21 protein-coding genes are annotated in these 23,165 nt (G+C 43.1%); 5 read left to right on the top strand and 16 right to left on the bottom strand.

Annotation, left to right across the window (positions count from 1 at the left end; all coding sequences use genetic code 11):
* The first annotated feature begins 563 nt into the window (after positions 1-563).
* Entirely contained in the window at positions 564-1,604 is a 1,041-nt protein-coding gene (gene prmA, locus DW981_RS11695; protein WP_118507834.1) for a 50S ribosomal protein L11 methyltransferase, read from the top strand.
* Between the two features lie 118 nt (positions 1,605-1,722).
* Here prmA and secF read toward each other — a convergent pair whose 3' ends face one another.
* The 5 genes from secF to DW981_RS11680 all read right to left on the bottom strand — a co-directional run bounded on the left by secF (position 1,723) and on the right by DW981_RS11680 (position 5,498).
* Positions 1,723-2,547, bottom strand: coding sequence for a protein translocase subunit SecF (gene secF, locus DW981_RS16260; protein WP_347474570.1), 825 nt, complete (start codon positions 2,545-2,547; stop codon positions 1,723-1,725).
* Entirely contained in the window at positions 2,508-3,149 is a 642-nt protein-coding gene (locus tag DW981_RS16255; protein ID WP_347474569.1) for a SecD/SecF family protein translocase subunit, read from the bottom strand. Before DW981_RS16255 ends, secF begins: the two co-directional genes overlap by 40 nt.
* Before the next feature lie 35 nt (positions 3,150-3,184).
* Positions 3,185-3,931 carry a hypothetical protein gene (locus DW981_RS16250; RefSeq protein WP_347474568.1) on the bottom strand — a complete coding sequence of 249 codons (747 nt, stop codon included), beginning with the start codon at positions 3,929-3,931 and terminating at the stop codon, positions 3,185-3,187.
* A gap of 154 nt (positions 3,932-4,085) precedes the next feature.
* Entirely contained in the window at positions 4,086-4,994 is a 909-nt protein-coding gene (locus DW981_RS11685) for a polysaccharide deacetylase family protein (RefSeq protein WP_118507833.1), read from the bottom strand.
* Between the two features lie 132 nt (positions 4,995-5,126).
* Positions 5,127-5,498 carry a TIGR04086 family membrane protein gene (locus DW981_RS11680; protein ID WP_022025073.1) on the bottom strand — a complete coding sequence of 124 codons (372 nt, stop codon included), beginning with the start codon at positions 5,496-5,498 and terminating at the stop codon, positions 5,127-5,129.
* Positions 5,499-5,665: 167 nt separating this feature from the next.
* Between DW981_RS11680 and DW981_RS11675 the strand changes: the two genes are divergently transcribed.
* Complete coding sequence (locus tag DW981_RS11675; RefSeq protein ID WP_118507832.1) at positions 5,666-6,514, top strand: PHP domain-containing protein; 849 nt, start codon at positions 5,666-5,668, stop codon at positions 6,512-6,514.
* Positions 6,515-6,682: 168 nt separating this feature from the next.
* On the opposite strand, the gene yajC is transcribed toward DW981_RS11675, so the two are convergent.
* The 7 genes from yajC to uvrA form a co-directional block, all read right to left on the bottom strand.
* Positions 6,683-6,949: a preprotein translocase subunit YajC gene (gene yajC / locus DW981_RS11670; protein WP_347474571.1), complete on the bottom strand. Its 267-nt coding sequence runs from the start codon at positions 6,947-6,949 to the stop codon at positions 6,683-6,685.
* Between the two features lie 53 nt (positions 6,950-7,002).
* Positions 7,003-8,136 (bottom strand): tRNA guanosine(34) transglycosylase Tgt, encoded by a 1,134-nt coding sequence (gene tgt, locus DW981_RS11665; protein ID WP_022025070.1) that lies wholly within the window; start codon positions 8,134-8,136, stop codon positions 7,003-7,005.
* Positions 8,137-8,231: 95 nt separating this feature from the next.
* Complete coding sequence (locus tag DW981_RS11660) at positions 8,232-8,609, bottom strand: DUF1700 domain-containing protein (RefSeq protein ID WP_182434255.1); 378 nt, start codon at positions 8,607-8,609, stop codon at positions 8,232-8,234.
* Positions 8,610-8,795: 186 nt separating this feature from the next.
* Positions 8,796-9,662 carry a class II fructose-1,6-bisphosphate aldolase gene (fba, locus tag DW981_RS11655; RefSeq protein ID WP_118507836.1) on the bottom strand — a complete coding sequence of 289 codons (867 nt, stop codon included), beginning with the start codon at positions 9,660-9,662 and terminating at the stop codon, positions 8,796-8,798.
* A 194-nt stretch (positions 9,663-9,856) separates the two neighbouring features.
* Positions 9,857-10,693 carry a patatin family protein gene (locus DW981_RS11650; RefSeq protein WP_118507830.1) on the bottom strand — a complete coding sequence of 279 codons (837 nt, stop codon included), beginning with the start codon at positions 10,691-10,693 and terminating at the stop codon, positions 9,857-9,859.
* 30 nt (positions 10,694-10,723) lie between these two features.
* A complete protein-coding gene (gene yfbR / locus DW981_RS11645) occupies positions 10,724-11,314 on the bottom strand; it encodes a 5'-deoxynucleotidase (RefSeq protein ID WP_022025066.1) in 591 nt (196 codons plus the stop codon).
* A gap of 9 nt (positions 11,315-11,323) precedes the next feature.
* Positions 11,324-14,173, bottom strand: a complete 2,850-nt coding sequence (uvrA, locus tag DW981_RS11640) for an excinuclease ABC subunit UvrA (protein WP_118507829.1) — start codon at positions 14,171-14,173, stop codon at positions 11,324-11,326.
* A gap of 254 nt (positions 14,174-14,427) precedes the next feature.
* On the opposite strand from uvrA, the gene DW981_RS11635 reads away from it, so the two are divergent.
* The 3 genes from DW981_RS11635 to DW981_RS16240 all read left to right on the top strand — a co-directional run bounded on the left by DW981_RS11635 (position 14,428) and on the right by DW981_RS16240 (position 18,505).
* Positions 14,428-16,362, top strand: coding sequence for a GGDEF domain-containing protein (locus DW981_RS11635; protein ID WP_118507828.1), 1,935 nt, complete (start codon positions 14,428-14,430; stop codon positions 16,360-16,362).
* Between the two features lie 71 nt (positions 16,363-16,433).
* Positions 16,434-17,462, top strand: coding sequence for a hypothetical protein (locus tag DW981_RS16245; protein ID WP_347474567.1), 1,029 nt, complete (start codon positions 16,434-16,436; stop codon positions 17,460-17,462).
* On the top strand, positions 17,459-18,505 hold the full coding sequence (locus DW981_RS16240) for an aminopeptidase (protein ID WP_347474566.1): 1,047 nt from the start codon (positions 17,459-17,461) through the stop codon (positions 18,503-18,505). Before DW981_RS16245 ends, DW981_RS16240 begins: the two co-directional genes overlap by 4 nt.
* Here DW981_RS16240 and nth read toward each other — a convergent pair.
* The 4 genes from nth to DW981_RS11610 all read right to left on the bottom strand — a co-directional run bounded on the left by nth (position 18,486) and on the right by DW981_RS11610 (position 22,751).
* Entirely contained in the window at positions 18,486-19,127 is a 642-nt protein-coding gene (gene nth / locus DW981_RS11625) for an endonuclease III (protein WP_022025062.1), read from the bottom strand. The two genes, DW981_RS16240 and nth, sit on opposite strands and share 20 nt — an antisense overlap.
* A 1-nt stretch (position 19,128) precedes the next feature.
* Complete coding sequence (locus DW981_RS11620) at positions 19,129-20,511, bottom strand: DUF4129 domain-containing protein (protein ID WP_118507827.1); 1,383 nt, start codon at positions 20,509-20,511, stop codon at positions 19,129-19,131.
* A gap of 80 nt (positions 20,512-20,591) precedes the next feature.
* Entirely contained in the window at positions 20,592-21,692 is a 1,101-nt protein-coding gene (locus DW981_RS11615) for a DUF58 domain-containing protein (protein ID WP_118507826.1), read from the bottom strand.
* Positions 21,693-21,776: 84 nt separating this feature from the next.
* On the bottom strand, positions 21,777-22,751 hold the full coding sequence (locus DW981_RS11610) for a MoxR family ATPase (protein ID WP_243034741.1): 975 nt from the start codon (positions 22,749-22,751) through the stop codon (positions 21,777-21,779).
* Positions 22,752-23,165: the final 414 nt, after the last annotated feature.

Below are 23,165 nucleotides of genomic sequence, written 5' to 3'. Positions count from 1 at the left end.
TACGAGACATAAGTAACGACGAGCGCAAAGTCCCTTTCAAAAATGATGATTACCTTGCTTCCGGGACTTCGAGTTTCCGAAAGGCATGTAAATCAACCATCAGAGACAACAAAATTTAGAAATCACTGTAAAAACTCTGGGTTCTGTGGCAATTATCTTAGTACCCTGATGGCAGAACAATTTAGTTTGTTGGCTGCAAAATAGCTGACATATTATGGACATTGTAAGCACACTGTGCTTATCTTGGGAGTTTCTTCGAAACTCCATTATGCGCAGAAATCATGCGCAAGTATTATGACATAATAAGCACTCTGTGCTTATCTTGGGAGTTTCTTCGAAACTCCATTATGCGCAGAAATCATGCGCAAGTATTATGACATAACAAGCAATATGTGGCCTGACAGCGTCTAGGGACGTGCGAAGTTCGAGTCATAAGCGCAAACTTTTCATAGGTGGAAAGTTTGTGTTTAGTATAGCAGTTGTGACACCGTAAGTCTATTTTTAGACGCGAAATCTATTTATTAGTTTAAGTCCAATTTTGGATTTGGAAAGATGAGGAAAATATGCAGTGGATCAGATATGAACTTAAGACAACAACCGATGCGAGCAGCAGGATTGGTGAATTGTTGACAGAATTTGGAGTGAATGGCTATGAATTACAGGACAATGTTCCTTTATCAGCGGAAGAAGAACGCAAAATGTATACGGATATTCCGGCGGAACTCCCACCAGACAACGGCGAAGCTGTTTTAGTATTTTACAGTGATGTCATTGATGGAGATTCCGATGCTTTTTATAGCACCGGCTCATCATTGCGTGATGCAGAAATCGAGCAAAATGTACCAGATCGTCTTTTAACAAAGCCGGAAGCATTTATCAAAGCTTTTACTACACGTGTAGAGAAAGCTTCTTCATTTGCTCCGATCACATTCAGCGAATTGACATATCAGGTTGAGGACGACAGTGCATGGAAAGACAAATGGAAAGAAAATTTCAAACCTTTCCGCATTGCTGATGATGTTCTGATCAAGCCCACTTGGGAACCTGTACCAGAAGATTGTTCGGAAAGTGATATTGTGTTATCTATTGATCCCGGTTCGGCCTTTGGCACCGGAACACATGAAACAACCAAATTATGCCTCCTGTCACTACGTAATTATATTCATGACGATACACGTCTTATGGATGCCGGCTGCGGCAGCGGTATTTTGGCAATTGCTGCTCTGCTATGTGGTGCAAAATCAGCCTTTTGTCTGGATATAGACCCCTCTGCCGTAACCGGAACAATCGAAAACGCTGAGATTAATGGCATTGATGCCTCTCGCATCACTGCTATTCACGCAAACATATTAGAAGATGCTGCTGCCGTCAAAAAACAGACCGGCGAACCGTTTGATATTGCTGTAGCAAATATCTTGGCGGATGTGATCATTCCACTTTCCGATTATATCGGCGATTTCATAAAACCGGGCGGCATCTTTATTTCCTCTGGTATTCTTAACGAAAAATCAGATGCGGTTGAACAAGCATTGCTTCGCAATAACTTTACGATACTGGAGCGTAACACCATGGGTGACTGGGTATCTTTCGTATGTCAAAAATAGATTGACCGGCAAGTAAAAAACAGGCATTTTGAATAATTTTCAAAATGCCTGTTTTTATTCGGTAACGTCACCAAAAGCAACGCCATATTTAATCTATCCTTGCCTTATAAGAACGCTTTTACTTCTTAGCTTTCTTACGCTTAAACTGTACGCGTTTCCAAGAATACCACAGTGTACCAGTGATACATACGGAAGAATAACCACCGCAGATAAAACCGGCTAACAACGGAATTGCGAAGTCTTTGACAGAATCAACACCAAGGATTGCAAGTACAACAACTGTGATAATTGTTGTTAATGAAGTGTTAATGCTTCGTGTCAATGTCTGTGTGATACTCTCATTAACAACCTCAGCCAATGCTTCTTCGCTGCTATGAACCTGTAAGTTCTCGCGAATACGGTCAAAGATGACGATTGTTGCATTGATGGAATATCCGACAATTGTCAGCATACATGCGATAAATGTATTTCCGACGGAAATCTTTGTCAGACCATATACCAAAATGACAGCAATAACGTCATGTATCAATGCAAGTACTGCACTTCCCGCAAATATAACGTCTTTGAATCGGAACCAGATATAGATCAGCATACAGATAACTGCGATAACTACTGCTGTCACAGCATCGCTCTTCATATCATCCGATACCGAAGCACTGATATTCTGATTCTCAATATTTTTCTCATCAACACCATAAGTCTTCTCTAATGCTGCATTCAACGTATTGCGCTGTTTCTCGTTCAACTCAACTGTCTTGACAGACAATGCATTGCGTCCGGCAACTTCTGAAATGACTACATCGTTAGATTTTGCCGTCTTACTAAACAGTTTCTCAAGATCAGACTTAAGATCTGCATTCAGATCTGTTTTATCCGGGAAGGTAATGTCATACGTAGTACCTCCTAAGAATCCAAACCATAATTCAAAATGTTGCCACCGCATCTGGATGCTTTATTAACACCTAAGGTAACAACACATGCCAAAATGATCGCACCGGAAATGCAGAAAAACTTCAAGCGATTTTCCACAAAGCGAATCGGCTTTCTCGGCTTCTCCACACCGAAGTACTTCACATCATCCATACCAAGGGAATACATCGCATTCAACAGCAACTTCGTAATAACAAGTGCTGTAAACATGGATAAAATGATACCAAGTGCCAATGTTGTAGCAAAGCCCTTAACTGTACCGGATCCCTTTACATACAATACTGCTGCAGCGATCAAGGTGGTTACGTTACCATCAACGATAGCAGATAACGCCTTGTCAAAACCAATCTTAATACCTGACTGAACGGATTTTCCTTTGGCAAGCTCTTCCTTAATACGCGTAAAGATAATTACGTTCGCATCGACCGCCATACCGATATTCAATATGATACCGGCGATACCAGGAAGTGTCAGTGTAATATCTAAGACATTCAAAGCTACTAACATCAGTCCCAAATAGAACACCAATGCGATAGAAGATGCCAAACCTGGCAGACGATAGAAAATGATCATAAATAATACAACCAATCCAAAACCGATCGCACCGGCTAACAAACTGGACTGAATTGCGTCAAGACCAAGCTGTGCACCTACACCTGAGACTGTGCTGCCTTTAACTCGACCGGAAGTGCACCGATACGGATATAAGAAGCAAGTTCTTCTGCCTCATCATATGTCTTAAATCCACCGGAGATCTGTGCCTCACCATTTGTGATCGCCTCAGTTACACCCGGATTGGAAATTACTTTTCCATCGTATACGATGTAGATCATCTTATGAGAAGGTGCTGCTTCTTCTGTTGCCGTAGCAAATGCCTTAGTACCCTTGCTCTTAAACTTCAATGATACAACGTACTTTTTCGTCTTGGTAGATTCATCCTGTGTCGTTCCGGCCTCTGCACTCTTGATGTCTTTACCGGTACAAATTGTCTTTGTATAAACCGGCTTGCCACTGGATAGATCCATATCATCCTGTGCGACAAAGTCCAAAGAACCTTCCTTACCTAAATCTGACAATACTTTCTCTGCATCATCAACACCCGGAATATCGATCACGATACGGCCCTTCTCATCAGTAACTACCGATGACTCCGTACTATGTACCTCTGCACGTTTCTGCATCATCGTTACCGTATCTTTCAATTCGGCATCCGTTGGCTTGTCCCCTACTACATCATAGGTAATACTTACTCCACCAGCCAGATCGAGACCGAGCTTGATGTTACGTGCGCTTCCTTTATGCGCTTTTGTAAAGCCTACCAAAGTAGTAAAAGAACACAGTGCAATTACTGCTAAAATAACAATAATATGCAGTAATCCCTTTTTCTTGTTCTTCATGTTGCTTTTCTCCTTTTAATAACTGCAATTTTTGCGTGAATAAGAAATCACGCCAAATATCATTATACCATAGTAAATATACAATTGGCAAGGTTTGAATCATCAAATCCTTGCCAATCTCAATTCATTTTATTTTCATTTGTTATATCCGGATTTATCGTGCGGAAAAATACACATTTCCCGGCTCTGCATCCTTGTGCTTGTAATAAAACATCTCGTCAAGTGTTACCAATTGGAATCCTTTTTTAACAAAATATGGTGCCAATCTTTCTACCGCATCTGCAGTCGTAGGATATAGATCATGCATCAATATGATATCACCATCTTTTGCATCCTTGCAACGTTTCACAATGGAATTTGCATTTCTGCTCTTCCAGTCCTCGCTATCGATGCTCCAATAATACATCGGCGTTTTGATCGTTTTACGCATTGTATCGCTCACATTACCATAAGGCGGTCTAAGCGCTGTAGTATTACATCCAATAACTTTTGATACTTTTTGATTGGTTTTATTAATTTCCCATTTGATCTTCTTGGCTTTCATTTTGCTCAAGTCCTTATGATCAAAGGTGTGGCTTCCGATCTGATTACCTTGCTCATACTGTAACGCAAGTGTTTCGCTAAATTCCGGCACACGATTACCTACCACAAAGAAAGTGGCGCGTCCGTTGCTTTTATTCAATGCTTTTAAAATGCGTCTGGTCACCTTAGCATATGGACCATCGTCAAATGTAAATGCAATCATCGGCTTTGATGCATCCAAATCTTTACGGATCCAATGATCTGCACCATTCGGCGTCGCCGTCGGCGATGCAGTCGGTGTTGCGATCGGTGTTGCCGTTGCTTTCTCTGCTATTTTATGAGCAGCTTTCTCCTTATCTGCATTCGGTGTACCCAATGCGATCACTCGAATTACCAAAACAACGACCACGATGCCAAGCGCTAATGCTATATTTCCGAAGATCAAACCACTTCTGCGTCTGTTTCTTCTACGTTCGCTCCGTTCTCTGCGGCTTCGATCCGATAAACTCTCCATTATCTTTTCGTCTTCCTTTGTTACCATAATAGCCCCTCCATTTATTTATATTCAACAGCTTGACAGCTCTATAGTCAAGCCACGCATTTACCTATGATAACATATTCCTCATGAATAGTATCACAGATTAGTTACTTTTCTATTAAATAAATGTAACAATTATCCTTCTGATACCGGAGCAAGCATTCCACCGACCATTCCAGCTACTGCACACACAATTCCACCACTAAATATCCAAGAATTTCCAGCAAGTGTTGTATTACCGGCAGCAAGACCGATCAACAGCAAAATTCCAAAATAAACAGCTCCAATCAAGCATCCCCATAACAATTTGCGGCTTCCCGTTTTTTTACCCAGAAGAAATCCTCCTCCAAAGCAGCTAAGTACGTATACAAGAATGACCGCCATGCTGATACTCTTTGCCGTTACACCTGTTTTCCAGATGATGACCGACCCAATACCAAGCAGAACGACAGAAAACACATACATAAGCCCCAACACAACACAAAATGAAATGACATTTTTTTTCAAAAAAACAGCCTCCTTCACACGAATCTTACATACTATATTTTATGTATGCTTCTTTTGCCTGATTATGCTATACTGATACCGTAAATATACAATAAATACACTCTTACTTCATACATCCATAATAAATGTGATATTTGAGTGTTCAAAACAAGAAAGGGTAGATACTTATGGGAACCGTTGATTTACATACACATTCTACATTTTCCGACGGGACATGTTCCCCGTCAGAGCTTGTTAATAAGGCTGTTTCCTGCGGTTTGCAGGCAATCGCTCTGACAGATCATGATACAGTGGAGGGTATTCCGGATTTTTTAGAAGCCGCTAAAGATATGGCGATCGAGGCCATCCCGGGGACTGAATTGTCTGTCGGTTTTCGTGACCGCGATATTCACATCGTGGGATTATTTATTGATCATACGCATGAAGGATTTCAGAAAATGTCACAGATCATGATCAAACGTCGAGACGCTCGTAACGAAGAAATGGCTGCACGCTTTCGGCGGGATAACATTCCGATCACAATGGAAGAATTGACAAATGGAAATCCAGATGCTGTTGTCACAAGAGCACACTTTGCACGTCTATTGATCAAGTATGGCGTTGTAAAGAATACCGCTGAAGCTTTTGATGGTTACCTTGACCCCTCAGCACCTTATTATGTACCACGCGAATATATTAGCAGAGAAGAGGGGATCAAAACGATCTTAGCAGCCGGTGGCGTGCCAATACTGGCGCATCCACTTCTCTATCATCTTTCCGAAAAGGAACTTTGCAGCCTGCTCACCGAATTAAAGGAATATGGTCTGTTAGGTATAGAGGTTAAATATTCCACTTATAGCAAACAAGATGAATATTTCATCCGAAATATTGCCAAAAAATTTGACCTGCTCCCCAGTGGCGGTTCTGATTTCCATGGAACAAATAAGCCACACATTTCCCTTGGTTCCGGCATGGGACACCTTGCTGTACCTTACGAATATCTGCAGCAAATGAAAGAATATGCTGCGCGCTCATAAAGTCAACGATCAGCGCAGCAAAATAATATTCCAAAAACAGCCTCTGAAGTATTACATAATACCTTCAGAGGCTGTTTTTCTTGTCATATTCTGTTGCATCTACACAATCTTTGCATGTAAACTTCCCATACCTCAAATCCTTCCGGTATGAGAAGCCTTAGTAAGATCTTAATCCTCAGTCTGTTTGTCAATCTCAACAATGTTATCCTTTTTCATTGGAATACGGCAGTTTTTGTTGCTGCCAAACTCAACGATAACAATCTCATCCTTGATGTCAATTACAACGCCAAAAAAACCACTTGTCGTCAGAATGCTGTCTCCAACTTCTAACGTACTGAGTAAGTTCTCATGCTCTTTCTTCTGTTTGCTCTGTGGACGGATTGCAAAGAACCAAAAGATACCAATGATAACGGCATAAAGAATTACCATTGTCATGATACTTCCTCCTGCATTCTGTGATCCTGCCTGTCCTGCTAATACTGCTAAATTCATTTTGTTTCCTCCTGTAATTGTTCTAATTTTTGCTTTTTATATTGTGCGTAACACCCTTTTTCAATGGCATCACGTATTTCTTCCATCATTGTGTTATAAAAATACAAATTATGCGTTACCATAAGACGAAGTCCAAGCATTTCCTTTGCCTTAAGCAGATGGCGGATATACGCTCTGCTATAGTGCTTGCATACCGGACAATCGCATGTTTCATCCAATGGTCTGTCATCCAATTCATATTTGGCATTTAACAGATTCATCTTTCCATGATTTGTGTATGCATGTCCATGACGACCGTTACGCGCCGGATACACACAATCAAAAAAGTCAACGCCACGCTCTACTGCCTCTAAAATATTAGCAGGAGTCCCGACACCCATCAAATATGTCGGTTTATTTTCCGGAAGATATGGTACCGTCTCATCCAAGATGCGATACATCTCTTCGTGCGATTCTCCGACTGCTAATCCACCTAATGCGTAGCCATCCAGATCCATCTCCGAAATACGTTTTGCATGTTCAATACGAATATCCTGAAATGTTCCACCTTGGTTAATACCAAATAACATCTGATTCGGATTGATCGTATCCTGCAAAGCATTCAACCTTGCCATCTCTTTCTTGCAGCGTTCCAGCCAGCGTGTTGTGCGATCCACAGAATCCTGCATATACTTTCTTGTTGCCGGATGTGGCGGGCACTCATCAAATGCCATCGCTATCGTTGACGCTATATTAGACTGAATCTGCATACTCTCTTCCGGGCCCATAAATATCTTGTGTCCATCAATATGGGAATTGAAATACACGCCTTCTTCTTTGATCTTACGCAATCCCGCCAAAGAAAACACCTGAAATCCACCGGAATCTGTCAAGATCGGCTTATCCCATGCCACAAAATGATGCAATCCTCCCAGTTGGCGAATAATCTTATCGCCAGGGCGAACATGCAGATGATATGTGTTACACAGCATCACTTGTGTCTTAAGATGCTGCATATCCGTAGTCGCAACTGCACCTTTCATCGCACCAACCGTTCCAACATTCATAAAAACAGGTGTCTGTATTGTTCCATGCACTGTCTCAAGCTGTGCACGTTTTGCTCTTCCATCTTTTGCTAATATCTTATACATCGTACTAATTTCTATCCTTTAACTAAATATTGCCTGCTAAAAATCTCCTCGAATCAACTTTAAAGCAATCACGATCAATGCAATCGGCACTAAGATCACCAAGCAAAGCGGAGCAAAAAAACTAGCAATATCATAAAAACTACAATTCCTGCACCTATGATAAGATAACGAAATAGTTTCGAAATACCATTCTCCGTCTCATGCCCATAAGTTTCTCCATAAGTCTGGCTGTATTCACTGCGCGCCTGATCCATATATTGATTTGCATCAGATCCTTTAGATGCCATATATGCATCGATCAGGGACTTTGCAATAAGACGGGGATCTCCCAGCTCTTCACAAACCTCTTTGTCACTGTGTTCGCTCTGTGCAAAATAATCCCGATAATACCGAAGATTAGCTTCCACATCCTCTTTCGGCATATTTCCTTCCAAACTCTCACGTAATATAGACAAAAATTCTGCTCGATTCACACTAATCCTCATTTCTACTCTACATGAATCTGTATCGTGTTACAGTGTCACTGCTTTTCTAAAAATACACCGGCACTTTACTCCGTATAGTGGAAAACAGGAAACAATTCTGTCTCTTTTGCCACAAAATTGTTTCCTGCTTCTATGCTATACAATACCTCTTCACGTACAATTACGACAGTATCATTACTCAGCCTTACCTACAGATCCGAACAATTCCATCTTCTCTTTAACGGTAGCCTTGATTGCCTCAGCACCCGGTGCAAGAAGCTTACGAGGATCAAATCCTTTACCCTGAAGGTCTTTACCCTCTTCGATATATTTACGAGTAGCTTCCTGGAATGCTAACTGGCACTCTGTATTTACATTAATCTTAGCAACACCCAAAGAGATTGCTTTCTTGATCATGTCTGCCGGAATACCTGTACCACCGTGCAATACTAATGGCATATCTCCTGTCTTGGCCTGGATTGCATCCAATGTCTCGAAGCTTAATCCTGCCCAGTTGTCCGGATATTTACCATGGATATTACCGATACCTGCTGCAAGCATTGTAACACCAAGATCCGCAATCGCCTTGCACTCATCTGGATCTGCACACTCACCTGCACCTATAACGCCATCTTCTTCACCACCGATAGAACCTACCTCGGCTTCCAAAGAAAGACCTAAGATACCACATGCATTAACAAGCTCTGTTGTCTTAGCGATGTTCTCCTCGATCGGAAGACTAGATCCGTCAAACATGATGGATGAGAATCCTGCATTAATACATGCCTTTGCTCCTTCATATGAACCATGATCCAAATGAAGTGCTACAGGAACAGTGATTCCAAGCTCTTCAATCATACCATTTACCATACCAACAATTGTCTTGTAACCGCACATATACTTTCCTGCGCCCTCAGACACACCTAAAATAACAGGGGACTTTAATTCCTGTGCTGTCAAAAGAATAGACTTTGTCCACTCCAGATTGTTGATGTTGAACTGACCTACTGCATACTTGCCAGCTTTTGCTTTGGTAAGCATCTCTTTTGCTGATACTAACATAACTTTTCCCTCCATCTTTTGATTCTCTTCCACTGTGGAAGAATAGATTTCTGCAAACCCGCATTTTATGCCTCTTTGCAGAGTTAGTTTTCAAAAACCATGCCTATTATACCCTATTTCCCTAAAAAAAGAAATAAAAAATGTATAAATTTTTCATTTCCTTTGCTATTTCAAAGGATTCCAATGTTTTTTGCCTAAAATAATGCCTTGATCTCATCCATCCGGTTCATTGCCATATCATACCCCATTTGGTATGAACGACGCAGTACATCCGTATCTTTTTCAAAGCTGCTAAGCGGTTCTGACGGGCGGATCAATACGGCATTGCCTTCCTCCTGCATCTTTTCACATATTTGTACCGATTCATTATATGTCTTGTAGCGATGCAATAAATTATCTGCGATTGCCGGATATCGTCTGCGCAGCACTCCCGCTGCAAAGCGATCCGATCTGCCGCACGCTTTACGATAACCTTCCGGTCTGGTTAAAACGATCAATGCTTTGTGATGTCCGTCTCTCTGTAGTCGACGGATCGGCACGGGATCAGATACACCGCCATCATAATATGCTCCCCCTCCAATATGCACCGCCTGAAAATACACCGGCAGCGCACAACTGGCACAAATCACATCAAATCGATCATCTACGTCTTCTTTATGAAAATAATGTGGTTTGCCGGTATTGGCATCCGTTGTTACCACAACATAATCTCCGGCATAATTCTGAAAGGTATCCATATCAAATGGGAACAAAACATTGGGCATTTTTCGAAAAACAAAATCTACGCCAAATAAACTATGCTCTTTCTTAAAATAATTTCGCAGTCCCATATAACGTTTATCATTACGATACCGCAGCAGCATATTCAGATTTCGTTCCTTCTGTCGCGAAATATAACTGGCGGAATCTGCAGCTCCCGCCGACACACCAATGCAATACGGAAACATTACATCCTGGTCCAATAATGCGTCCATCACTCCACAGCTAAAAATTGCTCGAAATGAGCCACCTTCAAATAACACTCCGGGCATAATTTTGCCTCCCTTTCTATCACAGTCAGATCAATGTTCTAATTCATCCAAAGTCTTATAATACTCCGGCAAAAACACCTCGCAGAACACCGTCACCTCCGGCATATTCATTTGCTGCAGGGATTCGTAAGTTGCCTGCTTCGCACTGCGAAACTCCTGATTACCGGTCTTCTCTTCCTCTATGCATTTGATCAACGCTGATAATTTATCGGCAGCTTTCACATAACGATACTCTTCCGGCGTAATCTGTTCCGGCAGGAAATACGACTCATATTCCGCTCTCAGATCTTCCGGCAGCATTTCCAGCAAACGATGTGCTGCTGAATCTTCAATCGCCTTGTATGCTTCTTTAAGCTCATCATTGGCATACTTAACCGGAGTCGGCATATCTCCGGTAATGATCTCCGTACAATCATGATACATCCCTAACATTGCAAGACGTTCCGGCGAAAGATCCTTTCCAAACCGTTTCCGGCCGATAATCCCTAAACCATGTGCAAGCATAGCAACTTCCAGCGAATGTTCGCATATATTCTCCGACACCGAATTGCGCATCAATGCCCAACGCTCTATATATTTCATTCGTGCCATCATTGCAAAAAAACCTTTGTGATCATTCATAACCCATCCTCATTTCTGTTTGTCAAGCATCTTTTTAATATATACTCCGGTGTACGAATTCGGATTATCCGCTACTTTCTCCGGCGTCCCCGTAGCAATGACGGTTCCACCTTTATCGCCACCTTCCGGTCCCAGATCAATAATATAATCCGCTGTCTTGATCACGTCAAGATTGTGTTCGATCACGATCACCGTATTGCCACTTTCTGCCAGCCGATGCAAAATGCTGATCAAGCGATCCACATCCGCAAAATGTAGTCCTGTCGTCGGCTCATCCAAAATGTAAACTGTTTTACCGGTGCTGCGCCGGCTAAGTTCCGTTGCAAGCTTTATTCGCTGTGCTTCTCCACCGGATAGCGTTGTCGAAGGCTGGCCAAGTTTGACATAAGATAAACCGACATCATGCAGTGTCTCTATCTTGCGACGGATAGATGGTATCGCCTCGAAAAATGGAAGTGCCTCATCCACTGTCATATCAAGCACATCAAAAATGCTCTTACCTTTATACTTGACATCCAGCGTCTCACGGTTGTATCGTTTGCCTTCACATACCTCACATGGAACATAAATATCCGGCAAGAAATTCATCTCTATCTTAACAATTCCATCGCCGCCACATGCCTCACATCGTCCGCCTTTCACATTAAAGCTGAAACGACCTTTCTTGTAACCCTTTGCCTTCGCATCCGGCGTGGAGGCGAAAAGATCACGGATCATGTCAAACACCCCGGTATACGTTGCCGGATTTGAACGTGGTGTCCGACCGATCGGCGACTGATCAATATCAATTACCTTGTCCAATTGCTCCAGTCCTTTGATCGACTTATGCTTGCCGGGGATGCATCTCGCACGATTAAGCTGCTTTGCCAGGCTCTTATATAATACTTCATTGACCAACGAACTCTTACCGGAACCTGATACGCCTGTCACACAGGTCATCACTCCAACCGGAAACTTCACGTTGACATTTTTGAGATTATTCTCCGCTGCACCCCGCACCTCAACCCAGCCTGCCGGCTTGCGGCGTTTTGATGGAATTGCGATCTGCTTTCGACCACTAAGATATGCTCCCGTCAAAGAGTCTTCGTTCTGCATGATCTCCTGTGCTGTTCCCTGTGCCACAACTTCACCGCCAAACGCTCCCGCTCCGGGACCAATATCAACAATATGATCTGCTGCCAGCATTGTGTCCTCATCATGCTCGACCACGATCAATGTATTGCCCAGATCACGTAATTTTAATAAAGTTTTTAAGAGTTTGTCATTATCTCTTTGATGAAGTCCTATACTTGGTTCATCCAAAATATAAGCTACTCCAACCAAGCCGGAACCAATCTGTGTTGCCAAACGGATACGCTGCGCCTCACCTCCGGACAACGTACCCGCATTGCGGGCCAAACTCAGATAATCCAATCCAACATCCATCAAAAAGCCAACTCGTGCATGTATCTCTCGAAGCACCAGCTCCCCTATCGTCTGCTGTCTCTTCGTTAATGTCAGGGACTGCATAAACTGCTGCAGATCACGGATTGACATTTCTGTCACCTCTGCAATATTTTTATCTCCTACCGTCACAGCCAGTGAAGACTCTTTCAATCGCTTGCCATGACATGTCTCACAAGGAGTGATCCGCATAAAGCTCTCATATTCCCGACGTGTCGTCTCGGAATGAGTCTCTCGATACCGTCTTTGCACATTTTTGATCACGCCCTCAAATGCTACATCATATACTCCGATCCCCCGCTGACCGCGATAATGCACCTGTACCACTCTGCCATCCGTGCCATGCATGATCATATGGCGAATCTCCGGCGGCAGCTCACCATATGGTGTATTCAGATCAAAATCATACGACTTTGCCAATGCTTCCAGCGTACATCTTGTATAACTTCCCGGATCCTTAGAAGACTGCCAGCCGATCACCACGATTGCCCCATCTGCCAGGCTTACCGATGGATCCGGCACAAACAGTTCCTCCGCAAACTCCATCTTATAGCCAATACCGGCACAGGTTTCACATGCACCAAACGGGTTGTTGAACGAAAAACTGCGCGGTTCAATCTCTTCTATGCTGATACCACAGTCTGCACAGGAAAAGCTCTGACTGAAATTAATCTGACGATCCCCGGGAATATCTACGATCAAGAGTCCATCCGACAGGCGCATAACACTCTCGATCGAGTCAGCCAGACGCTTTTCAATCCCCTCGCGAACGACAAGACGATCTACTAAAATTTCAATATTGTGCTTTTTGTTCTTCTCTAATTTGATCTCTTCGGAAAGATCATAAATATGTCCATCCACAACAACACGCACATAACCGCTCTTTTTGGCTGAAGCAAATACTTTTGCATGTTCACCTTTGCGTCCACGCACAACAGGCGCAAGAAGCTGCAGCCTCGTTCCCTGCGGATATGTCATGATCTCATCCACGATCTGGTCGACCGTCTGACGCTTGATCTCCTGGCCACACTTTGGACAGTGCGGAATACCAATACGTGCATAAAGCAGGCGAAAATAATCATATATTTCTGTCACGGTTCCAACCGTAGAACGCGGATTGCGATTGGTCGACTTCTGGTCGATCGAAATTGCCGGCGACAGTCCCTCTATGCTTTCTACATTCGGTTTTTCCATCCGACCCAAGAACATTCTGGCATATGAAGATAACGACTCCATATAACGTCTCTGCCCTTCCGCATAGATTGTATCAAAAGCCAGCGATGATTTGCCGGATCCGCTAAGCCCGGTCAAAACAACAAACTCATCGCGTGGTATATCAATATCAATCCCTTTGAGATTATGTTCTCTGGCTCCTCGTATTTTTATATATTTGGTCAATTCATCATGTTTACCCATAGGTTATCTCCATTTCTGTAATACTTGCCCACTGTGATTGTAAAGTATAACACAATCCGCTCCCTAAAACAAGTACATATGTTCGATACCATATCAAGGCTCATCTATATTGTGCACCAGACGCATAAAATTATTCACAGTTATAACGGAAATACTGGTTTTTGTTGCTTTTTCCCTTGAGATAGCATTTTATTTGTAATATAATAACAGTAATAATGTACAACTAGCGATAGCAAGAGGAGGTACACGTAGTTTTGCAAGAAAATACTACAAAAATCATTGGGGTTTGCGTGGCTGATATTAGTACTGATTATAATGATCGTTTCTTTGAGGCATTTAAGCGGCTCGCTCATGAGTTTCACTTCAAAGTCCTCTTTTTCAGTGCATTCAGCCCGCTATATTGGGATCAGAAACATGACATCGGTGAGGGAAACATTTACCAATTGATCGATACCGATGTATTAGACGGACTGATCATGTTGACGATCACGATCAAAAATGAGCTCGTTCGTGAATCCATTATCGAACATGCCAAAAAGCGAGATATTCCGGTAATATCCATTGAGTATCCGTTGGAGGGAAGCCTAAGCATTATTTACGAATATAAATCCACGATACGTAAGCTGCTATCCCATCTGATCGATGACCATGGATACCGTCGCATTAATTTTATTGCCGGACCGAAAGATAACCTTTTCTCCGAGGAACGTTTACAAGTATATCGTGATGTACTTACCGAACATCAGATTCCGGTCGAGGAAGCACGGATCGGCTATGGCGATTTTTGGTATGGTCCAACACACACTGTCGTCCAATCCTTTATCGACAGTGATCTTCCAATGCCGGAAGCAATCGTCTGTGCCAACGACAGTATGGCGATCGCTGCCATACAATATTTGACCGATCATGGTTACAATGTTCCCGAAGACGTTGCTGTTACCGGTTTTGATGGAATTGAGGAAGCTCTGGATTTTTATCCACCGATCACAACGGTTCGTTACGATATTGATGCAACGATTTCCAGAACATTTCGTATTATGAGAAATTTGTTACAGGGCAAGGAAATTGATGAACCTTTAGAAATTGTTTCGGAGATTGTCTATGGTTCCTCTTGTGGCTGCCAAAGCAACAAGCAGAATTCCATGACAAAATATAATAACAGAACGCACAAACTGCATTCTCGGTTAAATGATCACCGTCATTTCAGCGAGACCCAGATCTACATGGCTGCCGATCTTACCGATAACGATTCTTTCTTTGGTGTATTTAACAACCTGATGCAGTACGCCGATGAGTTCCGCAGCAATAAGTTTTGGCTTTGTATCGTTGACGACTTTTTGGTTGAGCAGGAAGAGTTATCCGATATTATCGACAAAGCGAATTTTCATCGAAGCGGTTACTCCGACAAGATGAATATCATGTTGTCTCGCATTAATGGCGAATGGCAGGGGCTGATCGATTTTAATACTTCTGCATTACTGCCAAACCTATCCACAATATTGGAAGACGAGGACGCATTAATGTTTTGTCCGCTCCATGTATTGGATATGACGATTGGTTACGTTGTGTTGGCTTATGACAGCGAAATGATGAATATGGAATATCTGTATCAATTTTTAATGAACATAAGCAACGCCTTAGAAAATACAAAAACACATCAACGCCAGCAAAACATTATCTCCTCATTGGAGAACAAATATATCCACGATCCAATGACCGGCTTATTTAATCGCCGTGGTTTCTACCAACGCGTACAGCCGCTATTTGAACAATGCGCAAAGACCAATACACCTTTCGTTCTTGTATCCGCTGACCTAAACGGTCTCAAAACCATAAACGATACATACGGACACGCCGATGGTGATATTGCGATTTCTACGGTAGGGCAGGCGTTAGCACAGGAATCTTCGGCAAGTGCTACATGCGCTCGTTTTGGCGGCGATGAATTTGTAGCCGCTTGGGCTTGTAACTCATCTTCTAGTGAAGAAGAAGCTGCTTTCCGTAAACGCATACAAAACTATTTGGATGAATTTAATGCCTCATCCGGCAAACCGTATACGATCAGCAGCAGTCTCGGCATTGTCGTGGCAGTCCCATCGGAGGACATCACATTGGATGAATTTATTAAAGTCACGGATGAAAAAATGTACGAAGAGAAAGTAAAATATCATCAAACGCACAAACGTTAAAATGCATGAATAATTTCATTAATGGAAAGCCTATAAGTGCTTTCCATTAATTGTTTAGGAGGATTTCCAAAATGATAAAAGTATATGATTATTATCAAGAAGAAAATAAAGCTTTGGAAGAACGTTTTACATTGGCAAGTGAGCGTATTTACGAGATTCAAAACGAAGCAGAACTGTGTGCTCCATATGCATCGTATGTCACAATGGTTGCATCCTTTCTATCCGAAATCACGGACACATGGAATTGTGTTGCCACCGGCAGCATATATCATATGCCATTAGAACAATTACAGCAGTTAAACCACTCTTTATATGCTGATATTCTTCCGGAACATTACGCAGAGAGTTACGCGAATCCTGACTATGCCTGCAACGTATTTGGGCTGGAAATGGGACAGCTTCTATGTGCGCTATATGCGGAAATGCGAGGCTGTATCGCTTATGTATTTGAGCAGCATTTGCAGTACGTGACAATGGCGATGGAATTGTTTTTGGAAGTATACTCTATCTTAGAACAGGAGGACCCCTCCGCAGAAGAAATTCGTCATGCACTATATTATTACTGCTTTGATTACGCAGATATTACCATTGCAGACCGCACCCGTTCGCTGTTAGATCCACGCATGGCATTTGCCAAAAATATTATAATGCAGGCAGACTTAACCGATCTGCGCTATCTATATTATTTTGGGGAATATATTTCCGAAAATGAACTGGAAACCGCCCGTCACTTAAACACACTTTCTCAAGCAAAGATTCAGGCAATGGCGGCCACATATACAGAGGGATTCCGCAAAGGATTCGAATTATATAACATTGATCTGTCCGCAAAGAAAACCGTCAATATCCGTTTCAGCTTAGGATTCGAACAGATCGTTCGCGCCGCCATCCGGCAATTTGCGCAAATGGATCTTGATTGCTGTATTTATCGCGCCGGCGTCAGCATGACGACACGCTCGGCCAGAGGTCGCATCGGATACTTTGGTGCCTCAGCCAACAAACAATATGACTACGATCACCGTATGGATAATGCGCTGATCTTTGACAAGCATATGCAGACCGCTGTCTCACAGAGCAGCGCAGCGCCTATCAGGATATGAAAGATCTCGCAGCCACCTATGCCGGTCCTGCCGTGATCGAGACATTTGGAGAACATCCTTTTATCCCTGAAAACAAATCAACAACTCCAAAGGACAGCGACAAACAACGCAGCAAACGACTTGACTATCAAGCCGCTTCCACTGAATTAACCAATGAATTTATTCCGGGAGATCAAGTCAGTTTTACGATCATCGCATTTCCTGTCCCAGAAATCGGACAGAACTTCACTGATATTTTTGATGCCACGATCCGCGTGAACACACTGGATCAGGAACGTTATGAACAGATTCAGACAACGATCATTGAAGCATTAGATTCGGGAGAAAGCGTTACAGTTACCGGTCGCAACGGCAACCATACCAACATTACCGTAGCATTAACACCAATGACAGATCCGGCACGACAAACCCGTTTTGAAAACTGCTTGGCAGATGTCAATATACCACTTGGTGAAGTGTTTACCTCTCCTAAGCTAAAAGGGACCAATGGTATTCTTCACGTGACCAAAAGCTTTCTAAATGGTCTGAAATATGAAAATATCTGTCTTACATTCCAAGATGGAGTCGTTACCGATTATGAATGCAGCAATTATGATTCAGAAGAACAGAACAAAAAATATATTTTTGAAAATCTGTTATTCCAACACAAAACACTTCCTATGGGAGAATTTGCTATCGGAACCAACACGACCGCTTATGCCATGGGACAGCAGTTTGGCATTTCCCATCTGCTGCCGATCCTCATTGAAGAAAAGACCGGACCACATTTTGCAATTGGTGATACTTGCTTCTCTCATGAAGAGGAACTACGCACTTACAACCCGGACGGAAAGGAAATGATCGCCAAAGAAAACGACTATTCCCTACTGCGTCACACCGACAGCCGACATGCTTATTTCGGATGCCACACAGATATTACGATCCCATATCATGAACTGGGCGACATTATCGTCAATGGCAGAGACGGTCGTAAAATACCCATTATAAAAGAAGGACGATTTGTACTCCCTGGAACAGAGGCTCTTAATGAGCCTTTGCGTTAGCCTTACACACATCAGCCAGACAGCACCGTTCACAATGCGGTGTTGTTCTCGCTGTGCATACATCTCGTCCATGACAGACAAATCTATGACAAAGGGCACTTCCCTCCTCTGGCGGAATGATCTTCCACAATGCCATTTCAACTTTCTTTGGATCTTTGATCCCATCCACCAATCCAATCCGATTTACCAATCGAATACAATGTGTATCGGTGACGATAGCCGGCTTGCCAAACACATCTCCCATGATCAGATTTGCACTTTTGCGGCCCACACCGGGCAGACGCAGTAGGGCATCAAAATCCTCTGGGACTTTGCTTTCATACTCATCTCGAAGCATCTTCATACAAGCATTAATATCTCTTGCCTTACTCTTACCCAAGCCACAGGGACGCACAATTTCCTCAATCTCCTCAGCCGTTGCCGCTGCTAACGCATCAATATCCGGATACTTTTCATATAATTTAGGAACGATCTGATTGACCCTCGCATCCGTACATTGTGCCGCTAACCGCACGCTGACTAACAATTTCCATGCCTCTTCATATTCCAAGGTACAGTCTGCATCCGGATAGGCTTCCCGCAATCGTTCTATTACTATTAAGGCTCTCTGTTTCTTTGTCATGTTATCCTTTTCCTTTCTCTTGTCGTATCGACTTCCATTGCTCATTGGTGATCTCATGCTCGCTATACCGTGCCTCCTCATAAAGACCGGTAAGTGCTGTTAACGACATTGTTCCGGCATCCTCCGCCTTATGTGCTAACTGTCTGGCAGTATCTGTACTTCGCACTTTACCCTGTAGGCTGTTCACGATCCGTCTGCGAAACAAATGCCGCACTTTCTCACGATTAGTACGAAAAACTTTCCGTTTTAGTTTTGTCCAAAAAGAATCTTCCTCTTCCACTTCTACAATCTCATCCGGTATCATAAGCTTTGGTGACTGCGCTGCGGTTATTTTCTCCTGCCGGCGAAATAACTTAAGGAACAATTCTTTTGCCGCAAAACCAAGCAGAATAATAAATGGCAGTGCACCTAACAACAATACGATCGGATGATCAAACTGCGACAGATCTGTCACTGCAGGAGCCGCTGTCTCCGTAATCTCTTCCACCTGATCTGCCACATTCTCCGGTGATACCTTCCACAAGCTTGCGATAAAGTGTACTAGAGCAACGATCATCTGTACTACTTTTCGGACAGCATATCGTACATATCTGCCAAAGGGTATCCCCATTTTAACATCCCTCAAGGCAATTGCAAATAGTACACCTAACAAAAATACGCCAAGCACCCTCACGACCATTTTCGAACTGCCGTCAAATATCATATGCTTAGTACCATCCGAAGCATCGCTTTGTTCTCTCAGGTAATCATTGAGCCGCTCCAAATAGCCACACCACATATGGAGTATCAACAGGGCGGCTCCCAAAATCACTGCCAAAAGTCGAAAACGTGGATTCTCTAAGAATGTTCCCAACAAAAATATAAATACAACTTCTACCGCCAAATACCATTTCCCGGTATAACTGAAATGCTCTCTGTGTATCCGCCACCATTTGATCGAAGCAGCCATATTCCATAAAACGATCAACATATAAAGGACAGTGATATCTTTTGCCATCTGCGCCGATCTGCCAAGCAATCCATAAAGGAAGATAATTTCTAATAAGTGTCCCATTATAAGGACAATAGCACCGGTATATTCCTGATACTTTGCTCCATTTGTTCGGGTGTCCACATTTCTTTGCACCAAGAGTTCTATTCTTTGCAAAGCATACGTAAATCCATACAAAAACGGCACTGCAAGCATCCCCAGTATATCCTCTGTTGCTGTCCGCTTCGTATACAATAACACAGCCATATATATTCCGCACCAGCCAATCATTTCCATGAGCAACACAAAAAAATCTTCCAGATAACGGTATCTTTGCTCTGGTGATCTCCACAGCTTTTGCAATTTTGTCGTTTTAAGATCATTTTGCTCCGTAAAGCGGTCCATATCCGTCATACGCTCTTGTACCTCCACACAAAATTGTATATCTATCCGCTAGTTTCTTTCTAACATCTTGCACCAAATCCTCACCTATATCATATATTCCACGCTAGTGCACCCGCCAGTATCTGTACATCCTCGCCCGCTATTTGCGGTACGATCAGCAACACTTCCGCTGCTTTGCTTTGTAGTAATGTAACCGCTTCCAAAATGTCCCTGACAGGTCTTGTCGTGATACATACATATTGCCTGCTCTGTCTGCAGTTCGGTATGATCTGCCTGATCATCCGCGCAAAATCTGCACTGTCTTTCGCAAGATCAATACCTGCCAACCTGCGGTTTAATGCTGTGATCGCTGCGATTCCCTGGCATTGTTCCAACACGATCTCCTCGTCGGTATCTTCCCTGCCATTGGTACGAAAGCTGACTCTCGCTCCTTTGCGCAAATAATAGTCTGCTAACGTTGACGCTGCAGAGATCGCCGCCTCCTGCATTTCCTGCCGATAAAAAACAGAATCCGTCTCCACATCTGACAACAGGCAGACATCTCGCGAATAGGTTGACTCAAAACTATTCACTAACAGCTCACCATACTTTGCAGATGCTTTCCAATTAATATATTTCATCGGATCATACGGCTGATACGGTCTGATTCCCCGAAAATAAAACGGATCTTCCTGATAACTCCGACGTTCCACAATCTCCCCCAATACCTGTTTATTGTGGTTCAATAACTGCTTCATGGATAACTGTCTTGGATATACATAGATCATCGTGTTTTCCGGCAAGACGGCCACATATTTTTTGCTCATAAAAAAATCCTGTGCAGCTATTTGAATCTGCCCTATCGAATATTTTCCGCGACATTGTGGTCGAAACGGCAGCGTACGGGTGATCTGCTTTCGTCCACCTACCATAAATACTTCACTTCGATAGTAATGATCGGTAACGACCGCCTCCGTCTCATCTTGAAACTGCAAACTTTTGTCGGCCTGAAATTTGACTTGTAGTGCAGGCAAAGGCATCCTCTTTTTATTTTGAATAATCTGCTTTAAAGTACAGAGTTCTCCAGGATAAACCCCCTGCTCTCCAAACGCCAGCGATACTTGCAGCTTTCGCTTCCAATTTTTATCAAACAATTTTCTCTGTCCAAAAAACAGGACAAGTGCAAGAAAAACTGCGATCAGTAATGTCACCTGTGCACCCCTCCTTCCCGTAAAATCGTCCTGCCACAATTCTATATTCTGTGGCTTCTATCTCTGTCTGATAGCTCTACGTCATTATACTTCGTTCTGTGGCTTCCAATATTCTGTTGGCACCTCTACCTGCTCTAATATGCTTTGCAATATCGTTTCTTTCTGCTCCGCACGATACGCCACGATCCTATGACCTAAAACAGGTACACATAACTTTTTCACATCATCCGGTGTCACAAAATCTCTCGCTTCGATTGCTGCATATGCCTGACAGCATCTCAAATATGCCAATGTTCCGCGAGGGTTCACACCCAATGCTATATCGGAATGCTTTCTCGTTGCCTCGACAATATGGGCAATATAACGTCTGACACTTTCATCGACATAAATATGCCGGCAGCCCTCTTGTGCCTGCACAATTTCTGCCGCTGTACATACCGGCTCCAATCGTTCTAACGGGCTATCCTGTATAAAACGATCCATAATATCCAGTTCTTCCATCACAGTCGGGAATCCCATTTTAAGCTGCATACAGAAACGATCCAACTGTGCCTCCGGCAGTGGATATGTACCCGCCGTTTCAATTGGATTCTGTGTAGCGATCAAAAAAAACGGGCGTTCTAACACTCTTGTCTCGCCATCTACTGTTACCTGTTTTTCTTCCATACATTCCAACAAACTCGACTGCGTTCTCGGTGTTGCACGGTTAATTTCATCTGCCAGCAGCACATTACAAAAGACCGGTCCCGGCACAAATACAAACTGTCCCTCCTTTTGATGATACACATTCTGCCCGGTCAGATCTAGCGGGAGAAGATCCGGCGTAAATTGAATCCGCCCAAACTCCGCATCGATCGATCTTGCTAAGGACTTTGCTAACATTGTTTTGCCGGTACCCGGCGTATCCTCCAACAAAATATGTCCCCCTGCGAACAGCCCTGCTATCACCAATTTGATCACATCCTGCTTTCCAATGATCACGCGGCCCATATTTTCCCGAATAGCTCCGGCACACTCTGCAATCTTATCAAATGTCCACACATTTCCATTTTCCATCATAAACATACATTCCTTTCCCATCAAAGAAGAGCAAAACCAGCATGTTACCTTTCGTCACACTCCCCAACCGCAATTTCCAATTCCCCTCTCAATCTTCGCAGACCAACCGTTACCGTCATCCCACATATTGCTTATTATGTCAGCAACAAATAAACTATTTTGCAGCCAGTAGACTGACTTGTTCTGCCGGCAGCGAACTAAGATAATTGCCGCAGAACGCAGAGTTTTTGAGTGATTTCTTATTTTGTTAAGTCTCTGATGAATACATGCCCGAAGGATTGTCTGAGATGTCCCGGTTTAGCAAGGTATCATCCATTTTTGGACGGGACGCTTTCGCTACGATGCGCTACGTCACGTTACTTAATGTCTCTGAAGTACGAGACATAAGTAACGACGAGCGCAAAGTCCCTTTCA

Source organism: Clostridium sp. AM49-4BH, from assembly GCF_003478335.1.
In the GTDB taxonomy this organism is placed as follows: Bacteria; Bacillota; Clostridia; order Lachnospirales; family Lachnospiraceae; genus Butyribacter.
This window is presented reverse-complemented; position numbering and strand designations above follow the sequence as displayed.